The sequence below is a fragment of the Streptomyces sp. IBSNAI002 genome, from assembly GCF_052244475.1.
Taxonomy (GTDB): domain Bacteria; phylum Actinomycetota; class Actinomycetes; order Streptomycetales; family Streptomycetaceae; genus Streptomyces.
Map to the genome: position 1 here is coordinate 8128926 of NZ_JBQPXG010000002.1, position 21745 is coordinate 8150670.

The following is a 21745-nucleotide window of genomic DNA, read 5'->3' on the forward strand; positions in this document are numbered from 1 at the left end:
CGCTTCAGATAGGCGAGTGTCTTCTCGTCCTCGGTCATCGTGCACCTGCTTCTGAGTACGAGCGGGCTCGCCGCCCCCGGGAGGTCACCGGAGCCCGAACTCGTCGTCGATGAGCTTGAAGACCTCGTTGGCCGTTGCCCCTTCGAGGTCCGGACCGGTGGCAGGCGCACCGCCGTCCCGCTGTTCGCGCAGCCTGGTGAGCACGGACTCCAGACGCGTCCTGACCGCATCAGCCGTGCGGGGGTCGGTCTGCGGCAGGAGGATCAGGCCCTCGAGCCTGCCCAGTTCCTCCAGCAGGGCCGGACGGGTCGGGGTGCCCTCGGGGAACAGCCGGTCGCGTACGTGGGCCGCCAGTGCGGCCGGGGTGGGATGATCGAAGATCGCGGATACGGTCAGCTGCGCTCCGGTGACCCGGTTCAGACGGTTGCGCAACTCGACGGAGGTGAGCGAGTCGAAACCGATGTCCTTGAACGCGCGCTCGGGATGAACGCGGTCGGCGGCGGCCAGCCGCAGGGCCTGCGAAGCGTGCTGCCGTACCAGTTCCAGCAGGGCGTGATCGCGTTCCGCCGGGGTGAGCCCGGCGAGCCGCTGCCTCAGCGAGCGCACGTTGGCCGGCGCTGCGTGCACCGCCTGCCGGACGGCGGGGCGCAGTACGTGGCGGAGCAGCGGCGAGGAGGTGTCCGAGTGGGGGGCCTTGGTGTCCACATGGGCGGTCATCAGGAAGGTCTCGCCCGTACGCAAGGCCGCGTCGAAGAGCGCCGGCCCCTCCTCGTCCCCCAGCGGCAGCAGACCGCCCTGCACCATGCGGGCCACATCGCGCGAAGTGAGGTGCCTGCTCATCGTGCTGGCCTGCTTCCACAGGCCCCAGGCCAGGGACTGGGCGGGCAACCCGTGGACGGCGCGGTGCTGGGCCAGGGCGTCGAGGAAGGTGTTCGCGGCGGCGTAGTTGGCCTGCGCGGGGCCGCCCAGGACACCGGCGACGGAGGAGAACAGGACGAAGGCTGCGAGGTCCTCGTGGCGGGTCAGCGTGTGCAGGTGCCAGGCACCGTCGGCCTTGGCCGCGAGGACCTCGTCACAGCGTTCGGGCGTCAGGCCGGTCAGGACCGCGTCCGCCAGTGTCCCCGCGGCATGGACCACCGCCGTCAGCGGATGCTCCGGGGGAACCGCGGCCAGGACGCCCGCCAGGGCATCGCGGTCGGAGATGTCGCAGGCGGCAACCGTGACGGCCGCCCCGAGTTCCGTGAGGTCCTGTTCCAGGCGGGCCGCCTCAGGGGCCCGTGACCCCTGACGGCTGATCAGCAACAGGCGGCGAACACCGTGGCGGGCCACCAGGTGCCGGGCGAACAGCCCGCCCAGCATGCCCGTGCCGCCCGTGATCAGCACCGTCCCCCCGGGGTTCAGCGGCCGTGGAATCGTCAGGGCGAGCTTGCCGGTGTGCCTGGCCTCCTTGAAGTACCGGAACGCCTCGGGGGCCCGCCGCACGTCCCAGGACCTGACGGGAAGCGGCCGGAGGGTGCCGTCGGCGAACAGGGCGAGCACCGCCGCCAGCATGCGCTGGATGTCCTCCGGCCCGACGTCCAGGACGTCGAAGGCCCGGTACTCGACCCCGGGGTACTGCCCGGCGATCTCCGCCGCGTCACGGATGTCGGTCTTGCCCATTTCCAGGAAGCGGCCGCCGCCGGGCAGCAGCAGCCGCGCCGAGGCGTCCACGAACTCCCGGGTCAGCGAGTTCAGCACGACCCCGACGCCCCGGCCCGAAGTGGCCGCCAGGAACGCCTCCCCGAAGTCGAGGGTCCGCGAAGAGGCGATGTGGTCGGAGTCGAGTCCCATCCGGGTCAGGTGCGGCCACTTGTCGGGGTGGGCGGTGGCGAAGACCTCCGCCCCGAGGTGCCCGGCCAGCTGGACGGCCGCCATGCCGACCCCGCCGGTGGCGGCGTGCACCAGCACCGCCTCGCCCGCTCGCAGCCCGGCCAGTTCCACCAGCCCGTAGTACGCCGTCAGGTAGGCGATGGGCATCGACGCGGCCTGCTCGTACGACCATCCTTCCGGGATCCGCGCCATCATGCGGTGGTCGGCGGTGACGACCGGGCCGATCGCCCCCGTTTCGATCCCGACGATGCCCAGCACCCTGTCGCCCGGCACGAAGGACGAGACCTCCGGGCCGACCTCGGTGACGATCCCTGCGAACTCCCTGCCCAGCGCCGCCGAGCCCGGGAAGAGGTCCATGGAGATGATGACGTCGACGAAGTTCAGCCCCGCCGCCCGTACCGCGACGCGCACCTGCCCCTCGGCCGGCGGCTGGGTGTGTTCCTCACATGCCACCAGTGCGAGACCGTCGAGGGTGCCCTTGCGCGGGATGTCCAGGCGCCACACGGGGCTGTGGCGCGGCGGCGCGAGCACGCTCGACGGCACGGCGTGCACGAGCCGGGGCGCGAGCAGGACACCGGCCCGGCCGGCGAGCTGGGGCTCCGCCGTGGTGAGCGCGGTGGGCAGGGCGGCGGGAGCCGCGGGATCGTCGTCGAGGTCCAGCAGGGTGAAGCGGTGGGGATGTTCGGCCTGGGCGCTGCGCACCAGGCCCCAGACGGCGGCGGAGGGCAGGCCGGTGACGTCCTCCCCCGCGTCGGTGGCGACCGCGCCGCGGGTGAGCACGGTCAGGCGCGTCCCGGTGAAACGGTCGTCGGCGAGCCAGGCCTGGAGAACTCCGAGTACCTGATGGACGTGGGCGTGGACGGCCCCCGGAAGGGCGGAGGCGGCGGGCGCGGGGACCGAGGCGATCACCGCGGAGGGGGGCGGAGCCCCTCCCTCCAGGGCCGCGGCCAGCGCCGGCACGTCGGCGTACCAGGTCGCCCCGTGCAGCGCCGGATCCCCTGGTGTCCCGATCGCGGCCACGGGGCGCGAGGGGGCGGGCGCGGGCGCGGCGCCGGGGGGCAGGGCGGTCCACTCCACCCGGAACAGCGAGTCGCGGGGCTCGGAGCCGTCGGCGTGCAGTTGTTCCCGGGACACCGAACGGAAGGTCAGCGAGTCCACGGACACCACCGGCTGTCCGGTGCCGTCGGTGGCCACGAGCCCGATGCTGTCCTCGCCGGTCCTGGTGATCCGGACCCGCAGCCCGGAGGAACCCGAGGCGTGAAGCGCGATCCCGTTCCACGAGAAGGGCATGCGGACGACGGGCGAGTCGCCCGCCGTCTCCATCAGGACGGCGTGCAGCGCGGCGTCCAGCAGCGCCGGGTGTATGCCGTACCCCGCGCTCTGGCCGCGGGCCTCGTCGGGCAGGTCCACCTCGGCCAGCAGTTCGGTACCGTGCCGCCACATCCTGCGCAGGCACCGGAACGCCGCTCCGTAGTGATAGCCGAGAGCGTGCAGGCGTTCGTACCCGTCGGCCGGGTCCACCGGTTCCGCGCCCGGGGGCGGCCAGACCTCGGGGACCGCGTCGGCCGGATCCGCGCCGGGTGACCGGGGGCCGACCGAGCCCCTGGCGTGCCGGGTCCACGACTGACGGCCGGAATCCGCGTCGGATGTGGCGTACACGCTGAACGGGCGTGTGCCGTCCGGAGCCGGCCCGTCCACGACGACCTGGAGCCGGAGCGCGCCCGTGTCCGGCAGCCACAGCGGAGCTTCCAGATCCAGCTCCGCCACCACCGCGCAGCCGAGCAGGCGGCCCGCCGCTCCGGCGATCTCGGCGAACGCGGTACCCGGCAGGAGTGGGTTCCCCCACACACGGTGATCGGCGAGCCATGGGTGGCTGCGCCGGGACACGCTCCCGGCGAGCACCAGACCGTCGGTCCCGGGGAGCGGTACGCAGGCCCCGAGCAGGGGGTGTCCGGCCGCGCCCAGCCCCGTACCGGTTGCTGAGGCAGCGGTGGCGGGGGCGGCGTCGCACCAGTAGCGCTGCCGCTGGAAGGCGTAGGTGGGCAGGGTCGTGGGCCGCGCGCCGGTGCCGGTGAAGGCGGACCGCCAGTCCACCGGGGCCCCGTGGGCCCAGGCCTCGGCGAGGGAGGTGAGGAAGCGCCTGGGGGCTTCGTCGTTGCGGCGGAGGGAGCCGATGGCAGCCGCGGCCCGGCCGCTGTCCGCGATGGTCTCCTCCAAGGCCATGTGCAGCAACGGGTGCGGGTTGACCTCGATGAACAGCCCGTGGTCCGAGTCGAGCAGCGCACGGCAGGCCTGCTCGAACAGCACCGGTTCCCGTGCGTTGCGGTACCAGTACTCCGCGTCCAGCTGCTTCGTGTCGAGGAGGGCGCCCGTCACCGTCGAGTAGAAGGGGACGTCGGCCGGCCGCGGTGCCACCGGGGCGAGCACCTCGAGGAGATGGCCGCGCAGCGACTCGACCTGGGCCGAGTGGCCGGCGTTGTTGACCCCCGGAAGGCGGCGGAACTCCACGTTCTCCCGGGCGAGTTCGGTGAGCAGTTCGTCCAGAGCCCGCGGGTCTCCGCCGATGGTGGCCGATACGGGGCTGTTGACCGCCGCGATGCCCAGCAGCCCGGGCCACCGTTCGGCCCGCCTGCGCAGGTCGGCGGCGGGCGCCCCGACGGCAGCCATCGCTCCCTGTCCCGCCAGGGCCAGGAGGGCGCGGCTGCGCAGGGCCACGATCCGCGTGGCGTGTTCGAGGGACAGCGCCCCGGCCACGTGGGCCGCCGCGATCTCCCCTTGGGAGTGGCCGACGACTGCCGAGGGCTCCACTCCGTGGGCCCGCCACATCGCCGCCAACGAGACCATCATGGTGAACAGGGCGGGCTGGACGACGTCCACCCGGTCCAGGGGAGGAGCGCCGTCGGCTCCACGCAGTACGTCGAGTACGGACCAGTCCAGATGTGCCGCGAAGGAGTCGGCGCAGCTCTGTGCGGAGTCCCGGAACGCGGGCGAGGACCGGAGCAGTCCGGCCGCCATGCCCGGCCACTGCGACCCCTGGCCGGGGAACACGAAGACCGTCTTGGCGCCCAGCCTGCCGGAGCCCCGTACCAGTGAGGCCGCCGTGCCGCCTTCCTCCAGGGCCGCGAGACCTTCCTGGAACTCCGCGGGGCTCGCGGCCACCAGCACCGCACGGCTGTCGAGGTTCGATCGACCGCAGGCCAGCGTGTACCCGATGTCCGCCGGGGATCGCGCCGGATCCTCGGCCACGTGCCGGCGCAGGCGGCCGGCCAGGGCGCTCAGGGCCTGGTCGCCCTTGGCCGACAGCGGCCAGGGCAGCGCCTTCGTCTCCGCCGGGGGTCCGTCCCCGTCCGGGGGTACGTGCAGGACTGCCGCCGTGGCCTCGGGCGGCGCCTCTTCCATGATCACGTGGGCGTTGGTCCCACCGGCGCCGAAGGAGGACACGCCGGCCCGCCGAGGCCGGTCCAGTTCGGGCCAGGCCCGTGCCCCGGTCAGCACGCGTACCGTGCCGCTCGACCAGTCCACGTGCCGGGTGGGTTCGTCGACGTGCAGGGTCCGGGGCAGCACGCCGTGACGGATGGCCATCACCATCTTCAGCACTCCGGCGACTCCGGCGGCGGCCTGGGTGTGCCCGATGTTGGACTTGACCGAGCCCAGCCACAGGGGCTGCTCGGCGGTGTGCTCACGGCCGTAGACCGCGAGCAGAGCATGTGCCTCGATGGGGTCGCCCAGCGTCGTGCCCGGGCCGTGGGCCTCGACGGCGTCGACCTCCGCGGCGCCGAGCCCGGCGGAGGCCAGGGCCCGGCGCAGGACGCGCTGTTGTGAAGGGCCGTTGGGTGCGGTCAGCCCGTTGCTCGCCCCGTCCTCGTTGAGGGCGCTTCCCCGCACGACGGCCAGGACCCGGTGCCCGTTGCGGCGTGCGTCGGAGAGCCGCTCCAGCATCAGCAGGCCGGCCCCCTCGGACCATCCGGTGCCGTCCGCCGCGGCCGCGAAGGCCTTGGACCGCCCGTCCGGCGCCAGTGCGCGCTGCCTGCTGAACTCGGTGAACATGGAAGGGGTGGACATCACCGTCACGCCGCCCGCCAGTGCCAGTGAGCACTCCCCGTCCCGCAGCGAGCGGCAGGCCAGATGGATCGCCACCAGGGAGGACGAGCAAGCGGTGTCCACGGCCAGCGCCGGCCCCAGGAAGCCGAAGTTGTACGCCACCCGGCCCGCGAGCACGCTCGTGGTGTTGCCGGTGTAGATGTACCCCTCCAGGTCCTCGGACGCCTGGACGACGCCCGTGTCGTACTGCTGGGGGATGGCCCCCACGAAGACCCCGGTGCTGCTCCCGCGGAGGGAGGCGGGATCGATCGCCGCGTGTTCGGCTGTCTCCCAGGCCACTTCCAGCAGAAGGCGTTGCTGGGGGTCCATGGCGCGTGCCTCGCGCGGCGAGATCCCGAAGAAGGCGGCGTCGAACTCGGCGGCGTCGTACAGGAAGCCGCCCTGGCGCACGTAGCTGGTGCCGCGCTGGTCGGGGTCGGGGTCGAAGAGGCGGTCGAGGTCCCAGCCGCGGTCCTGGGGGAAATCCCCGAGGAGGTCGCGGCCGGCCGCGACCGCCTCCCACAGCGCGTCCGGGGATCGGACGCCCCCGGGGAACCGGCAGCCCATGCCCACGACGGCGATCGGCTCGTCACGGACCTCGGCCGAGGCGCGGGGCATCGGTGCGGGAGGGGCCGTCCGGGGCTCGAACGTCAAGCCGTCCAGGAAGCGGGCGACGGCGCGCGGGGTGGGATGGTCGTAGACCAGGCCGCTGGTCAGTGGCAGAGAGGTGGCCGAGGACAGCCGCTCGGTGAGCTCCACCGCCGTCAGCGAGTCCAGCCCGAGGTCGTCGAAGCAGCGGTCCTCCTCCACATCGGACGGACCGGAGTACTCCAGTACGGCGGCCACCTCGGTGCGGACCAGATCCAGCAGGACCGGCTGCCGCTCCGGGCCCGGCAGGGACTCCAGAGCCAGCCGCGGGCCGTCCGGGACAGCGCGGGGCTCCGGATCCGGCCGGGGCTCCGGATCCCGTCGGCGCGCCGGATCCGGCGCGCCGCCGCCGTCGGCCTCGTCAGGCCAGTGGCGCTGCCTCTGGAAGGCGTACGAGGGCAGATCCACCCGGCGGCCGCCGGAGGAGGCCAGGGCCCCTGCCCACTCCACGTCTTCGCCCCGGACGTAGGCCGCTGCCAGCGCCGGGAGCGCGGGCGCGCGGCCGCCGTGGTCTGCCGTCGGAACCCCTGACGGCGGTTCCGTGGCCGCAGGGTTCCCGGCCGGTCGGCGCACGAGGCTGGTGTGCGCAACCCCGTCCGCGAGGGCCCGCAGCCCTTCGAGGAACTCCGCGCGCTCGCTCGCGATGACCACCGCACGGTGTTCGAGGGCCGAGCGTGTCGTGGCCAGGGAGTGCGCGATGTCGGCGACGGTGTCCTCGGCGCGGGCGTCCGCATGGGCCAGCAGGGCCTCGGCCTGGGCCCGCAGCGCCTGTTCGCTCCGGGCCGACAGCACCCAGGCCGCACCCTGGTGGGGCGCCTGCCGAGGAAGCCGTCGCCCGGCGGCGGGAGCCTGCCCCGTCTCGGGGGCCTCCGTCAGGACCACGTGACAGTTGGTGCCGCCCATGCCGAAGGCGCTCACCCCCGCGGTCCGGGGACCTGCCGCGCTGGGCCAGGGCTCCAGGGCCGTCTGCACGCGCAGGCCCAGTTCCCCGAGCGGGATGCCGGGAGGCGCGGACCGGAAGTTCAGGCTCGGCGGGATCGCCCCGTGCCGCAGTGCGAGTACCGCCTTCAGGAGACCCGCGATGCCCGCCGCGGCTTCGAGGTGCCCCACGTTCGTCTTGGCCGAGCCCACGCGCAGAGGCGCGCCGGCGTTCCTGCCCGTGCCCAGCACGGCACCGAGCGCGGCCGCCTCCACCGGGTCGCCCGCCTTGGTCCCCGTACCGTGCAGTTCCACGTACTGCACCTCGGCCGGGCTGATTCCGCTGCGCTCGTAGGCAAGCCGCAGCACCTGCTGCTGGGCGGCGCCGCTGGGGACGGTCAGGCGTCCGCCCCCGTCGTTGTTGACGGCGCTGCCGCGGATGACCCCGTGGACCCGGTCGCCGTCGGCCAGCGCCCGGGCGAGGGGCTTGAGTACGACGAGACCGCCTCCCTCGCCGCGGACGAATCCGTTGGCGCGTGCGTCGAAGACGAAGCACCGGCCGTCCGGCGAGAGCCCGCCGAACCGGGTGGCTTCCACCGTGCTCTGCGGCACCAGGATCACGTTGACGCCTCCGGCCAACGCCAGCGCACAGTCCCCGCGTTGCAGGCTCTCGCAGGCCATGTGCACCGCGGTGAGGGACGAGGACTGTCCGGTGTCGAGTGTCAGGCTGGGCCCGGTGAGGCGCAGGAAGTGGGAGAGCCGGTTGGCGATCATCCCGCGTTGCAGGCCGGTGCAGGTGTGCTGGGTGATGTTCCGCAGGCCGCGACGGTGGACGACCGTCGCGAAATCGTCGCGCATGGCACCCATGAAGACGCCCGTACGGCTTCCCGTGAGGGCGTCCGGGACGATTCCGGAGTCTTCCAGACCCTCCCAGCCCAGTTCGAGCATCAGGCGCTGCTGCGGGTCGAGATGAGAGGCCTCGCGCGGTGAGATGCCGAAGAATCCGGCGTCGAACAGGTCCACGTGGTCGAGGAATCCGCCACGGAGCGAGGCGGGGAACCCGGACGCGATGGCGTCGGGCGAGTTCTCAGGGGCAAGGTTTCGACGCTCCGCCGGTACCTCGCCGATCGCGTCCACGCCGTGGCTCAGCAGCTCCCAGTACTCATGGGGTGAGCGTGCGCCGGGAAATCGGCAGGACATTCCCACAATGGCGATGTCGTCGTCTCGTACGCTGCGTTCGGGCACGGCAACTCCTGCAGGGACCCAGGGCCGGAATTTCGAAGGGGGACGCGGATCCCGGCCCGTACAGCCGCGGCTGCGTAGGCGGGTCTGGTCTCCTGCCGAGGAGGAGACTCTTCACCGTTGCGTCAGTGCCTTTTCGTGGTGCTGTTTCCGCTCGGGCTCAAGTAGAGATGAGGTGGGCCCCGCATCAGAAGGGATTGGCACGGGGCACTTTGGTTCTCCGGTTTCGAGATTGTGCCTTCGTGAACTCGGCTGTTCCGCCCATGGACTTGGTGCGACGACCGCCGCCTTTTCAGGGATGCGAGAACCTGTTCGACGAGTGAACCTATTGGCCACGCAAGCGTGGTTCGGGCATCGTCACCGCATGCAGGATCCATATCTGAGCGCCGTCGTCAGAATGGCCGGCGCGGAACGGTCTACCGATGAGGCTGCCGAGGAGTTATCCCGGCAGTGCACTGCCGCGGCCCCAGGGCCTGTCGTCAAACTCCCGTCGTCGCCCGGAGGGCGGCCCTGCGGCGTCTGGTGCGTGCTCTCGGTGCGCCGGGCGGAAGCACGCGTACTGGACGTACTTTGCTTTCGCCCGGTGCGGCGAGAGCGCGTGCCAGGCGTCGCGGGGCAGACGGGAGTTTGACGACAGGCCCTAGTAGGGCTTTGTTAGGTGCTGTCGTAGGGCTGCCAGGGGACGGTTTGCTGGCATGTGGGGCAGGCGCCGGTCCAGGTGGCGAGTAGGTGTTGGAGGAGGTCCAGGGCCTGGTAGAGGGTCAGGCCCTGGCAGGGGCTTTTGGGCTGCTCCGCTGTTCGGTGAGGAACAGGTGGGCTGCGGTGACGAGGGTGACGTGCCGGTGCCAGCCGGTGAACGAACGGCCCTCGAAGTGGTCCAGTCCCAGGGCTGTTTTCAGCTCGCGGTAGTCGTGATCGATCCGCCAGCGGGACTTCGCCAGACGGACCAGGTCCTTGGCGGGAAGGCCGGCGGGCAGGTTCGAGATCCAGTACTTGACCGGCTCGGCCTCGCCCTCGGGCCACTGGGCGATCAGCCAGACGAGCGGGATCGTGCCGTCCTCAGCAGGCTTGGGCCGCCGGCCGGCGAGGCGGACCCTCAGGAAGACGAAGTGCGAGCTCATCGCCGCTTTCGAGCCCTTGCGCCAGGTCACGGCCCGGCCCCGGTGGCGTCCGGCAGTCAGCACATGCTCGCGTAAGGACACCGGCCGCGTGCGGTATCGGGGCAGCGGGCGGGGCCCGAGCCCGCCATAGCCGGGCTGGTGCGGCACGGCGTCCTCGCCGTGGGCGGTCATCTCGCCCTTGACCTGCAGGACGTAGGCCAGCCCGCGGTCTTCCAGACCGTGGCGGAAATCGGCGTTCGCACCGTAACCGGTGTCCGCGACCAGGGCGGCCGGCCGGAGGCCGATCCCGGCGAGTTCGTCGAGCATCTCCAGCGCGAGTTGCCACTTCGGGCGGTGGTATTCGCTCTCGGGGATCCGGCAGGCCGCCCGGCGCTGGGCCGCCTCAGGCCCGTCCCACGACTGCGGCAGGAACAACCGCCAAGACAGCGGGCACGAGGCGGTGTCGGAGGCGGCATGGACACTGACGCCGATCTGGCAGTTGCCGACCTTGCCCAGGGTGCCCGAGTACTGGCGGGCAACCCCGGGCGATGCCTTGCCGTCCTTGGGGAAACCGGTGTCATCGACCACCCACACCTGCGGGCGCACCGCCTGCACAGCCCGCCACGCCAGCCCGGCCCGCACGTCCTTCACCGGCCAGGTCGAGGAGGTCATGAACTGCTGCAACTGCTGGTGGTCGACCCCGAGGCGTTCGGCCATCGGCTGCATCGACTTCCTGCGGCCGTCCAGCAGCAGCCCCCGCAGGTACAACTGGCCCTTCGCCTGCCAGTCCGGCCGCACCAACGGCGCGAACACCTCGGAGGCGAACTCCTCCAACCGGACCCGAACCGCGGCAAGCTCCCCAGCCCTCATACAACCAGCGAACTACCGAACACCCGACGTGACAAGACCCGCTAACAAAGCACTACTAGCGCAGGGGGGCCGTGTCGGCCAGGAGCGCGCGCACCCCGTGGTGGCGCTGGTGGGGGCTGAGGACCTGGCGCATCACGGTGAGGCGACGGGTGGTGCGGGCGGAGTGGATGGCCGGATAGGTGTCGGCGAACGCCTGCCAGTGGTGGAGGGCCCCGTCGAGGTGTCCCAGGCTGAGCAGGGTTTCGGCCAGGCGGGAGTGGGTGAGCGTCCGGGCGTGTTGTTCGCCTTCGCCCCGGGCCTGTAGCGAGGCCCGGTAGGCGTCGACGGCGTTGGACAGGTCGCCCAGGGCCTGGAGGGTCTGGGCGCGCTGGTAGAGAAGGGCGCCCAGAGGGTAGGCGGTGAAGGGCCCCGGCCGGTTGTCGGCCTGGCCGTGGAGCCTCTCGGCCTCGTCGAGGGACGCCAGGGCCGCGCGGCGGTCGTGGCGGGCCAGGGCGACCGCCAGGTGCGCCTGGGTGTAGGCGCGGACGGCCGCCGGGGCGGTCTTGGCCTCGGCGGCGGCGTGTTCGGCCAGGTCCACGATCGCGGTGGCGTGATGTCCCAGGTCGTAGGCGTGCGCGGCCATGGTCCGCAGTGCGATGGCGTGGGTGAGGGCGTCGGCGGCTTCGGCCGCGAGATCGACGGCTGCGCGGTGGTACTGCTGGGCCAGGGCGTCGAGACCGGTGTCGGCCGTCATGGTGCCCAGGAGCAGGGTCAGTTGCGCGGCCCCGCCCAGAATCGCGCGGTGCGCGGTTTCGGGGAGACGGGTCCCCAGCCAGGCGGTGACGTCGTGGTGGAGGTAGGCGGCCAGCGCGGTGCGCACGTGCCTGCCGCCGTGCCGTTCGGCGGCATCGGCGAAGCACACGGCCATCGTCTGCATCTGTGCGACGGCAGTGCCTTCCCCAGCGGTGGGGGTGCGCCCCGGTGTCGCGGGCTGGAGGAGGAAATACTGCGGAACGATCTCCAGCGTGTAGGGGCGTGCGGCCAGCAGGTGGCGACGGGCGGGGTCGAGGTCCGCTCCGGTCAGCTGGAACACGCGGCGCATGGCGTCGGTCTCCCACGGGAGTTCGTGAGGGGCCGGCGAGCGCGTCAGACCCGCTTCCTGAGCCGTGAGGGGCCTGCCGAGCTTCTGCGACAGGGCCTGGAGGATGTAGGTGGGAGCGGGCGGCCGGGGCTGGGTGCCCGCCAGCCAGCGCGTGACCACCGACCGGTTGCAGCCCAGTACGATCCCCTGGCGCTGCGCCGCGGACCGCACGGCGAACGCGAACTGGGCCCCGTTCCAGCCCGCCTCGTTCACGAGCTCCCTCAGCCGCGTATTGGGATTGCCTTGCACGTTCTTCGCGGGGTCGGTGGACAACTGTGCTCCTTACACACGGCTTTCACAAGCGCACGAACTTGCTGCGGTGGATCCCTGACGCAGCGTCGTATCCCCTTGCTGCCCGGTTTGGCGTGAAGTGAACTGGTCATGCCCACCGGAAGCAGGCCGCAAGCGAGCCCATGAGGCCGCAGACCGCGGCGGCCCACCCTGCCGGCCTTCTGTCGCATGGCTCCCCAACTCCACCGGCGAGGACATCCCGTCATGAACCCTTCGACGACGCAACCGTCCGCGGGCCCCGCACCCACAGCCGCTGCGGACCTCGACGGCTTGAAGGAAGCAGTCGAGCGGGTGCTGACCGGCTTTCTGGCGGAGAAGGCGGTGGCATCGAAGGCATCGGGCCGTCTGCCGGACCTGGCCCGGCCGTTGCGGGAGTTCCTGGCCGCCGGAGGCAAACGCATCCGGCCGGTTCTCGCCATGATCGGCTGGCATGCCGCCGGGGCCGCGGGAGACATCGTCACCGCGCACCACGTGGCGGCTTCGCTGGAGCTGTTCCACGCCTTCGCGCTCATCCACGACGACGTCATGGACCGATCGGCCACGCGTCGCGGCCGGCCCACCGTCCACCGTGCCCAGGCCGGCCGGTACCACTGCCGCGTGGCCGGCATCGCGGCGGAGACCTCCACCGCCGCGACAACGACAACGACAACGACAACGACAACGACAACGACAACGACGACGAAGACGACGACGGCAGCGGACCGGTTCGGGGAATGCGCTGCCATCCTGATCGGGGACGCGGCCCTGGTCTGGTCCGACGAACTTCTCCACGCAGGCCGTCCCACCCCGGACCAGCTGGCCCGGATCCTGCCCCTGCTCGCCGAGATGCGCACCGAGGTCACCCTCGGCCAGTACCTCGATCTCGCACACTCCGGCCGCGGCACCCCCGACGTGGCGACGGCTCTCATGGTCGTCCGCTACAAGACCGCGAAATACACCATCGAGCGCCCCCTCCAGCTCGGAGCCGCGCTCGCCGGAGGCGACCGCGCGCTGCTGAACACCCTGACGGCGTACGCGATCCCGGTGGGGGAGGCCTTCCAGCTCCGTGACGACCTTCTCGGCGTCTTCGGCGACCCCGCACAGACCGGGAAACCCGCACTCGACGACCTGCGGGAGGGCAAAGCCACGGTGCTGATCGCCCTCACCCTGCAACGTGCCGCGCGCCGCCAGGCGGACCGGCTCCGTCCCTTGCTCGGCTGTCCGACGCTGACCGAGGACCAGGCGGCCGTGGCGCGGGACATCATCGACGCCACCGGCGCGCGGGACACCGTCGAGTCCATGATCGGCGAGCGCCATCGCAGGGCCCTCGACGCGCTGGAGGACGCTCGACTCGAGCCGTGGGCCGTGGACGCCCTGCGCCAACTCGCGCAACGGGCGGTCGGGAGGAGCGCATGAACGGCCTCACGCACTGGCAGATCCGGATCCGGCACAGCACCGGCGGTACTGAGGGAAGGCACCATGGACGTGAGTGTTCCGGTCTTCGTTTCGCGCTTTCCGCCTCGGCTGCACGCGGAGTACCCCGAGATGCGGCGGGACTGCCGGGAGTACTACGAGGACGGACTCCAGTGGCTGGCGGCGGAGATCTCCGACCTGGCCCACGGCTTCTACGTGGACTGCGGCGCGTACTACTGCGCGTACACCTATCCCGCAGGGGACCTGTCCTCGATGAAAGTGCTGGCGCGTTTCTACTCCTTCTGGGTCATGCTGGACGATGTCGTCGACGATTCAACGGATCCCCGGCGGGTGGCTCTGCTCCTGGACCGGTTGGAGTCGGCCTTCGGCGGAGAGCGGGTGGCGGGGTACGGCGCCGTCGCGGATCTTCTCGCGCTGGCACATCGGCGTGGTGCGAAGTGCCGGGATCTCGTGCGGAAGCGGTTCCTGGAGTGGATCGCGGTGACGCGGCGGGTGCGGGAGATCGAGATCGAGCAAGAACCCGTGGCGCTGGAGGAATACATGTCATTGCGGCAGACGAGCGCGGCCATGCCCCTCATGCACGTGTTCCTGGTGTGCACGCATCCGGAGCTCGCGGCCGGCGTGGAGGAGCTGGCCGGACGCGAAGATTTCGAGCGGGCCGCCTTCTCTTCGGGCCGCTCCATCGGAATCGTCCTGGATCTGTACGACCTCGCGGGCACCCACGCGGAGAAGTGCGAATACGTACACGCCGCCCGGATCGTGCAGCGTTCAAGTCCGTCGATGGGGATGCAAGAGGCGGTCGACGCGTGCGCGGCATTGTTCTCCGACTACGAAGAAGAGATGGCGCGGTCGGTGTACCGGGTTGCGGTGACGCACCCGGAGGTGGCGCGGGCGATGCGGGAGGTCCAGGCGGGCTCGGTCGCATGGCTGGGGGCGATGCGGGGCCGACGGTACCTCCCTGCGTGAGGCGGTTCATCGGATCCGTTGCCCCGGTGGGCGCAGGAGCGATCGCCACCCGGTTGCCGGGTGCCTCATGACCGGCCTCGTCGGCACCTGGCGGCTGCTCGCCTGCCACCTCCTGGCACCGGCGGGACAGGTCGTGGCCCGGCCGTTCGGCGACCGGCCGGACGGGCTCCTCGTCTACACCTCCGAAGGGCGCGTCAGCGTGCACCTCACGGGCGGCGGGATCACCGCGCCGCCGCCGGACCGCGCCGCGGCCATCACCGCCGAAGGCCTGGCCGCAGGAGTCTCCTACGTCGGCTACTTCGGAACCTACGAAAGCTCGGGGGACGAGGTCATGCACCACATCGAGGCTTCGTCGATCCTGGACTGGGCGGGCACCTGCCAGACCAGGACCCTGGCCTTCGCACAGGACACGATGACCCTCTCACCCCCTCCCATGGCCGGTGGCATCGCTCCGCACCTGGTCTGGCGGCGGTTGAGCGCATGACGGACGCGACGGACGGCCGGGCCGGGAGAGCGGACGCCCGGGCGGTCAGGGAACAGGTGGTCCGACGACGGCGTGCTCACCCTGCTCGAGCTGCTGCGGCAATCGTTGTTCCGGCGGCGCGGCGACGCCGTCATCCGTTTCGAGGCGGCGGCAGAGTGCTCCGAACGCCGGGTGGGCGACGATGCGACAGGCGAGGGCCTGATCGAAGGGATCTTGCATGCTCGAAACGTTCCCAGCGACCGTGTCGTGGTGAAGCGGACCCGCCGGTCCCCGTTCCCCGTTCACACCAATGGGCTCAGGGCGTGCTCCCGCGACCAACTGCACGGACTGTGACGGGATTCGATCCGAGGAACTCGGGAGGTAGATCATGGAAGTAGTACCTGAAGCGGGCGGATCCGGTGGCGAGCAATACGGAGCGGGGCTGCTCGACCATCGGATCCCGATGGAGCGGCGGCGTCTGCAGGCTCTGGAGGCGTTCGCGGATCCGGCAACCTGCGCGGTCATCGAGAATCGTGGTATCCAACCAGGCTGGCGCTGCCTGGAGCTGGGGGGCGGGGCCGGCTCCGTCGCACGGTGGCTGGCCGCGCGGTGTGCGCCCGGACAGGTGGTGGCGACGGACGTAGACCTGCGGCTGTTGCCCCCTGACGTGCCGAACCTGGCCCTCTTGCGGCACGACGTGGTCAAGGAGGGCTTTCCCGTTGAATCCTTTGATCTGGTTCACGCTCGCGCATTGCTCGAGCACCTGCCCGAGCGCGAAGACGTCCTCGCCCGGATGGTCGACTGGACCGCCCCCGGGGGGTGGGTGCATGTGGACGGGGTGATCATAATTCCGCCCCCTGACGCTCATGGGGACGCCTATCACCGGTGCATGAATGCCCTGATCGGTTTGACCGCCGACGCCATGCAGGCCGATTTCCGCTGGGCCACTTCACTGCCCGGATTGTTCGCACGGCTTGGTCTTGAAGAGATAGACCTCCGCTGCACCCCGGGTGTGGTGGGCCGCGGCCGCAACGCCGACGTGCTCGTGCGCCTCACGCTGGAGCAGACCGGGCCTGCCATGGTCGGACAAGGGCTCGTCACCCAGCAGGACCTGACCGACTGCGCCGATCTGCTGGACACCCCCGGGTTCACCGACCTTGCGCTTCTCCTCCTCTCCGTGAGCGGCCGACGCCATGTCTGAGACGCGGACGACATGGAAGGTCACGACAGCCGCAGGGCTCCTGCCGGTGATCGGTCACCTCCTGCAGCTGCGCAACGGGCTGCTGCCCTTCATGGAGTCGCTGCCCGCGCAAGGCGACCTGGTGCAGGTCAGGATCGGCCGCTGGCAGGCGCACGTGGTGTGCGACTCCGCGTTGGTGGACCAAGTCCTGCGCAACGACCGCGTGTTCGACAAGGGCGGTCCGGTGATGGACAAGCTCCGCACTGTGGGCGGGAACGGGCTGGTGACCTGCCCGTATCGAGATCATCGAGCCCAGCGACGGCGCTTGCAGCCACTCTTCCGAAACGACCGGCTCCCGGCCTACGCGCGGGTGATGAGCGAGCAGATCGCCGTGGTGCTCGGCACCTGGCGGGACGGCCAGACCATATCCGCTTCCGCCGAGATGCACCGGCTCGCCGCCAGGATCGTGGCCCGGGCCCTGTTCACGGGTGACCCCGGCGATGCCGACGATCCGGCAACTCGTGCCACGCAGGTCGTGGAAGCCTCCTTGGGGCTCATCACCGGCGGAGCGTACCGGCACATGGTCATGTCGATGGCAGCCATGGGAGGAGTACCCACTCCGGGCAACCGCCGCTACCGACGTGCTCAAGCCGAGATCCGTGCCGCGGTGCAGTGCGTCCTGGCCGACCACAGGTTGAACGGTGGCCGCCACGACGACGTGCTGTCCGCACTGGTGACGGCTCGTGACGCGGACGACCGTCTGCTGGGGGACAGCGAGATACACGATCAGATCAGCACCATGCTGATCGCCGGTATCGAGAGCACCGCCAACGGACTGGCCTGGGCGATGTACGCGCTGGCCGGCGACCCCGACGTGCAGGAGAGGCTGCAGGACGAAGCCGACACCGTGTTCGGCGGCCGCATCGCCACCTGGGAGGACCTACCGCACCTGGATCTGACGAGGCGGATCGTCCACGAGACGCTCCGCAAGTACGCACCGGTCTGGTGCCTGACCCGGGCCACCACGACCGCCACCGAACTGGCAGGACACCCCCTCCCCGCGGGCAGCGTCATCATCTACAGCCCCTACCTCATCCACCATCAGGCCGTTCACTATCCCGACCCGGAGCGTTTCGACCCCGACCGCTGGCTTCCGGGTCCTCTCGCGATGCGCCCCCGCCACGCGTACATTCCCTTCGCTGCCGGCGCCCGCAAGTGCATTGGCGACACCTTCAGCATCGTTGATTCCACGCTCGCCCTCGCCTCCATCGCCGCTCGCTGGCACATCAAGCCTCCGTCGGTACACCCACGTCCGGCCGCGCGGATCACTCTGGCACCCACGTCCCTCGACCTCACCCTCCAACAGCGTTGGAAGCAGCCGTAGTCGGTGCTGATGTTCCGTTCCCCCCGAACATCTCCGCCGGTTCCAGGTGCTGGAGCATGAATCGGGCGGCCGCGTGGGAGCGAAACGGACGCAACTGCTCTACCAGGCGCACACGGGCCTCGTGCACGCGCGCCGACTCGAAGTCGTGATGACGGGCGGCGAAGGCCCTGACATGGGGGTAGGCGGCCTGTACGTGCCCGGTGCGGATCATGAGCCCCGCGAGCGACGCGTGGGCCAGCACGCCGGACCGCTGGAGCGGCTGAGCACGGTGATCTATCGAGGCCAGCCATGCCTTGACCGCGCGACGCGTGTCGCCCGCGACCTCGTGCACGCGGGCGGCGGACTCGTGGAACGCGGCGGCGCTCGCAGGGATCAACGGGTGCGCCGAGTAGGGGTCCTGTCGCAGGATCTCCCGCGCGCTGCTGATGTCCTCCGAGGCGGCGTCGTACTGTCCGACCAGCGCGTGGGCGACGGCGCGCCTTTGGAACGCGAGTCCGCGGACGGCCGATGCCGCGTACTCGTCGGTCGCGCCGACGGCGCGTGCCGCGAGTCCGAGCGCATACCAGTCGTGCCCCAGCCGGGACGCTTGACTGCTCATCGCCTGGAGTGCCAGCGCCGGCGTCGCGGGGTCCGCGGAATGGGCGGACAGGTGCAGCGCGGCGTTCTGGTAGATCTGGGCTGCCCCTTCGGCCCTGCTGTCCGCGTGCATCGAGGCGAGGACGAGCGCCAGCTGCGCCGAGAGGCTCCGTATCCGGTCGTGCAGCGCAGGTGGCGCCGTCGAGGCGAGCAAGGGCACGGCGACGTCTGCGAGGCACGTGGCCAGGGAGGTTCGGGCCCGGCCGCCGCCGAACTCCTCGTCGAGGTCGGCATAGGACGAGAGCATCCTTTCGAGCAGCGCGGCATGCGCGACACGGGCCCGTCCGACCATGGGCAGGACGTTGCCGCCGGCGGGCCGGGCCGACGGCTGCGAGGAAACGCGGGAACCGCCGGACGGCGCCCCCTCGCGTGGAGGCGGAACGGCCGCTTCCTGCAAGCGGAAAGCGTGCGCGGCGATCACGGCGCAGCCGCTGGGCGCGAGCTCGAGGCGGCACAGCGCCAGGAGCCGGAGAACCGGGTCTTCGATGAGGGAGGCCTGGGTGAGAGGCGTCGCATCAGTGGGATCGACCACTACGGAAAGGAGGTCCGTGTCCTGCGCCCGGATGAGCCGGCCGAGCCGTCTGCTCAGTACCTGGGCAACGACATCAGGGACAGGGGGGCGGGGACGTGAACCGGTCAGCCAGTGAGCCACCGACGTGCGGTCGTAGCGCAAAGGGATTCCCTGACCGCGTCCGAGGGCATTGACGGCTCGCGCGAACTCCTCCAGAGTCCACCCTGATTCGCCGATGAGGTGGCGCAGAATGGAGTTCGGCTCTTTGGGGCTGATGTTCACGAGCTCTCCATGTGCAGCCCGTTGGGCTCGCTCGCGCCCTGCGGCTGCTTCCAATGGGTCTTTACAGTTCACAGCACGGTGTATCGAGCGGCAAGAGGGAAATGTGCTCCGTGAGGTATTCGAGAGCGTCAGATTGTGCGCTTGTGAAGCCTGTTGGAGGGTGTGAACGACGAGGGTGCGGTCAATCCCCGGTCTCTTCAAGGGATGTTGATCCGCTCGAGTGGAGGAATTGCCCGAAGGGCCTTCCCCGTAGGGCCGGTTTCAGGCCTTTCTCGCGCGATCGGCCGGGATGGGCCCCGTGGCGCCCCGTCCGCCCATACGCTTCTACAGTCGTGTAGTAGACGTGGAAGGACCGCTGTGGCTTCGATCGATCTGGACAAGGTGCTGGACAAGGCGTGGGCCGACAAGAGCCTGCCGGAGATACTCGCCGCGCCCGTGGACGCCCTGAAGGGGGTCAGTGAGCGGCAGGGTGGTCTCCTGAAGGAGGCGTTCGGCGTCAAGACCGTCGCCGACCTCGCCGACCTGAAGTACGCGCGCTGGGCGCAGGCGCTGGCCGCGCTGGACGCCTCGGCCAAGCAGGCGTGAACGGCGGGGGCCGGCCGGTGCGGTACCGGCCGGCCCCCGTGTGTCGCCGAGGTCGTCACGACTGGTAACTTCTACAAGTGTGTAGAAGTTAGGTGGTCCGGAAGGAGCTTCTACGCCCTTGGACCGCCCGCCCGTCGGAAATGGAGTTGGCATGGCCCTGTGGGACCGCATCAAGGAATCCGCCCAGCAGATGCAGACGCAGCTGGAAGCGAAGAAGAACGATCTCAAGTCCGGTGCGTTCCGCGACGCCTCCATGGCGATGTGCGCCCTCGTCGCCGCCGCCGACGGCAGCATCGACCCGTCCGAGCGCCGGCGCGTCGCCCAGCTGATCGCCACCAACGACGTGCTGCGCAACTTCGACGCCGCCGACCTCCAGCGGCGATTCGACGAGAACCTGGACAAGCTGACCGCCGACTTCGACTTCGGCAGGGTCAGCGTCCTGCAGGAGATCGCCAAGGCCAAGAAGAAGCCCGCCGAAGCCCGGGCCGTCATCCAGATCGGCATCGTCATCGGTGGCGCCGACGGCGATTTCGACAAGACCGAGCGGGCCGTCGTCCGCGAAGCCTGCTACACGCTCGACCTGCCCCCGCACGAGTTCGACCTGTAGCACCGGCCCGTAGGCCGCCAGGCAGGCCAGAGGCCGTGCGACGGCCTCGAAGCGCATCCCCCCGTTCGAAAGGAACGTCCATGAGTGACACCCTGTACCCGGGTGACGAAATCGGTCTCGGCCAGTCCCTGCTGGGCGGCGCCTACGTCCTGACGCTCCAGGACGACGGCAACCTCGTGCTCTCCGAGCCCGGCGGCGTCGTATGGGCGACCGACACCCACGAGCAGGGAGTCCGGCGAGCAGTCCTCCAGCAGGACGGCAACTTCGTGCTCTACAGCGACTACGGTCCGGTGTGGGCCACCGGCACCAACGGGGAGGACCCCGGACGGCTGGTCGTCCAGGCGGACCGCAACGTGGTGCTGTACGCCGCAGGCGGCGGCCCGCTGTGGGCGTCGGACACCGACACCGACCATCCCCTCGCCGTCGCGGAACCGGCTGAGGCCCCCGCCGCCGGACAGGAGCCCCCGTTCGTTCCGGAGCCGCGCACCTACGCCGTCGAACCCGGCGACACCCTCTGGGACATCGCCGAACGCTTCTACGGCGACGGCAGCCGCTACCCCGACATCGCCGCGGCCAGCGGCGTCGAGGATCCGGACCTGCTGGCCGTCGGCCAGGTGCTGACGATTCCCTAGCGCCGGCCCGCGCCGCTCACAGCGGGGTCGCGGCCTTGAGTACGAAGAACAGGGTGATGGCCGAGTTCGCCGAGGACAGCGCCGAGACCGCGGCGCCGACGGCAGCTCCCCAGACCGCCAGACCCGCCGCGGTGAACACCGACGGCCATGCCCGCGACAGCGGAGCGGGGGCGAGCAGGGCCGCCACCCGCCGTGGCACCGGGCCCGGCGCCGCGAAGTGCGCGAGCGTGGCCGCGGGCGCGCCCCGGGTGACGAGCGCGGCCTTGGCGACGGCCCGGGCCACGGTGCGGCGGCTGCCGGTCGTGGCCGCCGCCTCCTCGTCCGCCCAGCGCTCCGTGGTGTACCTGACCGAGGTCCGCAGCGGACGCAGGAACGGGTTCGCGCACGCGGCCAGCTGCACGGCCATCAGGAAGCGGTGGTGGCGTCCGATGAGGTGGGCACGTTCGTGGGCGAACAGGGCCCGACGCTCCGGGCCGCTCAGCTCGGCGAGCATTCCGGCCGTCACCACGATCCGGTCCCGGGAGCCGGGCAGAGCGTAGGCGTACGGCGTGTCGTCCGGCAGTACGGCCACACTTCGGTCCGGCAGCGCGGCGAGGGCGCGGGCAGCGCCGCGGCGCACCCGGTGGTGCCGACAGGCCTGCCGCGCGCCGCCGGTGATGACGGCCAGGAGTGCGGGTATGGCGGCCTTTCCGGCCACCTCGTCATAGGGCAGCGCCGCGCGCACCTCCGGGTCCGACCAGCCGTCCGGAAGAGGATTGCCGGGCAGCTGTGCGGTGCCGACCACCATGAGCAGGACCAGGCACAGCGTGCTGCACACCGCGAGCACGGCGGCGATCGAGGCCAGCAGGCGGGTGGCGGTCCGCGGATGAAGGTGATGCTCGGCGAGGCGGGCGATGGGCCAAGCGGTGAAGGGCAGTACCAGCGGCAGGAAGACGAACACCCCCATCG

At 71.1% G+C, this 21745-nt stretch carries 14 protein-coding genes; 8 read left to right on the forward strand and 6 right to left on the reverse strand.

Features of this window, described 5'->3' with window-relative positions; translation table 11 throughout:
• Window positions 1–84: 84 nt before the first annotated feature.
• From ACTVZO_RS37730 to ACTVZO_RS37740, 3 genes are all read right to left on the reverse strand, one after another.
• Entirely contained in the window at window positions 85–8760 is an 8676-nt protein-coding gene (locus ACTVZO_RS37730) for an SDR family NAD(P)-dependent oxidoreductase (protein ID WP_443302655.1), read from the reverse strand.
• A gap of 758 nt (window positions 8761–9518) precedes the next feature.
• Window positions 9519–10727: an IS701 family transposase gene (locus tag ACTVZO_RS37735; RefSeq protein WP_443302656.1), complete on the reverse strand. Its 1209-nt coding sequence runs from the start codon at window positions 10725–10727 to the stop codon at window positions 9519–9521.
• 55 nt (window positions 10728–10782) lie between these two features.
• On the reverse strand, window positions 10783–12120 hold the full coding sequence (locus tag ACTVZO_RS37740; protein ID WP_443302657.1) for a hypothetical protein: 1338 nt from the start codon (window positions 12118–12120) through the stop codon (window positions 10783–10785).
• Window positions 12121–12342: 222 nt separating this feature from the next.
• Between ACTVZO_RS37740 and ACTVZO_RS37745 the strand changes: the two genes are divergently transcribed.
• From ACTVZO_RS37745 to ACTVZO_RS37755, 3 genes are all read left to right on the forward strand, one after another.
• Complete coding sequence (locus tag ACTVZO_RS37745; protein WP_443302658.1) at window positions 12343–13533, forward strand: polyprenyl synthetase family protein; 1191 nt, start codon at window positions 12343–12345, stop codon at window positions 13531–13533.
• A 63-nt stretch (window positions 13534–13596) separates the two neighbouring features.
• Complete coding sequence (locus tag ACTVZO_RS37750) at window positions 13597–14517, forward strand: terpene synthase family protein (RefSeq protein ID WP_443302659.1); 921 nt, start codon at window positions 13597–13599, stop codon at window positions 14515–14517.
• 67 nt (window positions 14518–14584) lie between these two features.
• Window positions 14585–15001 carry a lipocalin-like domain-containing protein gene (locus ACTVZO_RS37755; RefSeq protein WP_443302660.1) on the forward strand — a complete coding sequence of 139 codons (417 nt, stop codon included), beginning with the start codon at window positions 14585–14587 and terminating at the stop codon, window positions 14999–15001.
• Between the two features lie 45 nt (window positions 15002–15046).
• Here ACTVZO_RS37755 and ACTVZO_RS37760 read toward each other — a convergent pair whose 3' ends face one another.
• A complete protein-coding gene (locus ACTVZO_RS37760; RefSeq protein WP_443302661.1) occupies window positions 15047–15220 on the reverse strand; it encodes a hypothetical protein in 174 nt (57 codons plus the stop codon).
• A 148-nt stretch (window positions 15221–15368) separates the two neighbouring features.
• Here ACTVZO_RS37760 and ACTVZO_RS37765 point away from each other — a divergent pair, with 148 nt between their 5' ends.
• Both ACTVZO_RS37765 and ACTVZO_RS37770 read left to right on the forward strand, forming a co-directional pair.
• A complete protein-coding gene (locus ACTVZO_RS37765) occupies window positions 15369–16181 on the forward strand; it encodes a class I SAM-dependent methyltransferase (RefSeq protein ID WP_443302662.1) in 813 nt (270 codons plus the stop codon).
• Window positions 16174–17544 (forward strand): cytochrome P450, encoded by a 1371-nt coding sequence (locus tag ACTVZO_RS37770; protein WP_443302663.1) that lies wholly within the window; start codon window positions 16174–16176, stop codon window positions 17542–17544. The genes ACTVZO_RS37765 and ACTVZO_RS37770 overlap by 8 nt, the downstream gene beginning before the upstream one ends.
• On the opposite strand, the gene ACTVZO_RS37775 is transcribed toward ACTVZO_RS37770, so the two are convergent.
• Window positions 17513–18973 (reverse strand): tetratricopeptide repeat protein, encoded by a 1461-nt coding sequence (locus tag ACTVZO_RS37775; protein WP_443302664.1) that lies wholly within the window; start codon window positions 18971–18973, stop codon window positions 17513–17515. The two genes, ACTVZO_RS37770 and ACTVZO_RS37775, sit on opposite strands and share 32 nt — an antisense overlap.
• A 357-nt stretch (window positions 18974–19330) precedes the next feature.
• Between ACTVZO_RS37775 and ACTVZO_RS37780 the strand changes: the two genes are divergently transcribed.
• The 3 genes from ACTVZO_RS37780 to ACTVZO_RS37790 all read left to right on the forward strand — a co-directional run bounded on the left by ACTVZO_RS37780 (window position 19331) and on the right by ACTVZO_RS37790 (window position 20797).
• Complete coding sequence (locus ACTVZO_RS37780) at window positions 19331–19558, forward strand: hypothetical protein (RefSeq protein ID WP_443302665.1); 228 nt, start codon at window positions 19331–19333, stop codon at window positions 19556–19558.
• A 151-nt stretch (window positions 19559–19709) separates the two neighbouring features.
• Window positions 19710–20165, forward strand: a complete 456-nt coding sequence (locus ACTVZO_RS37785; protein ID WP_443302666.1) for a tellurite resistance TerB family protein — start codon at window positions 19710–19712, stop codon at window positions 20163–20165.
• Window positions 20166–20245: 80 nt separating this feature from the next.
• A complete protein-coding gene (locus ACTVZO_RS37790) occupies window positions 20246–20797 on the forward strand; it encodes a LysM peptidoglycan-binding domain-containing protein (protein ID WP_443302667.1) in 552 nt (183 codons plus the stop codon).
• A gap of 16 nt (window positions 20798–20813) precedes the next feature.
• Here ACTVZO_RS37790 and ACTVZO_RS37795 read toward each other — a convergent pair whose 3' ends face one another.
• Entirely contained in the window at window positions 20814–21743 is a 930-nt protein-coding gene (locus tag ACTVZO_RS37795) for a M56 family metallopeptidase (RefSeq protein ID WP_443302668.1), read from the reverse strand.
• Between the last annotated feature and the right edge of the window lie 2 nt (window positions 21744–21745).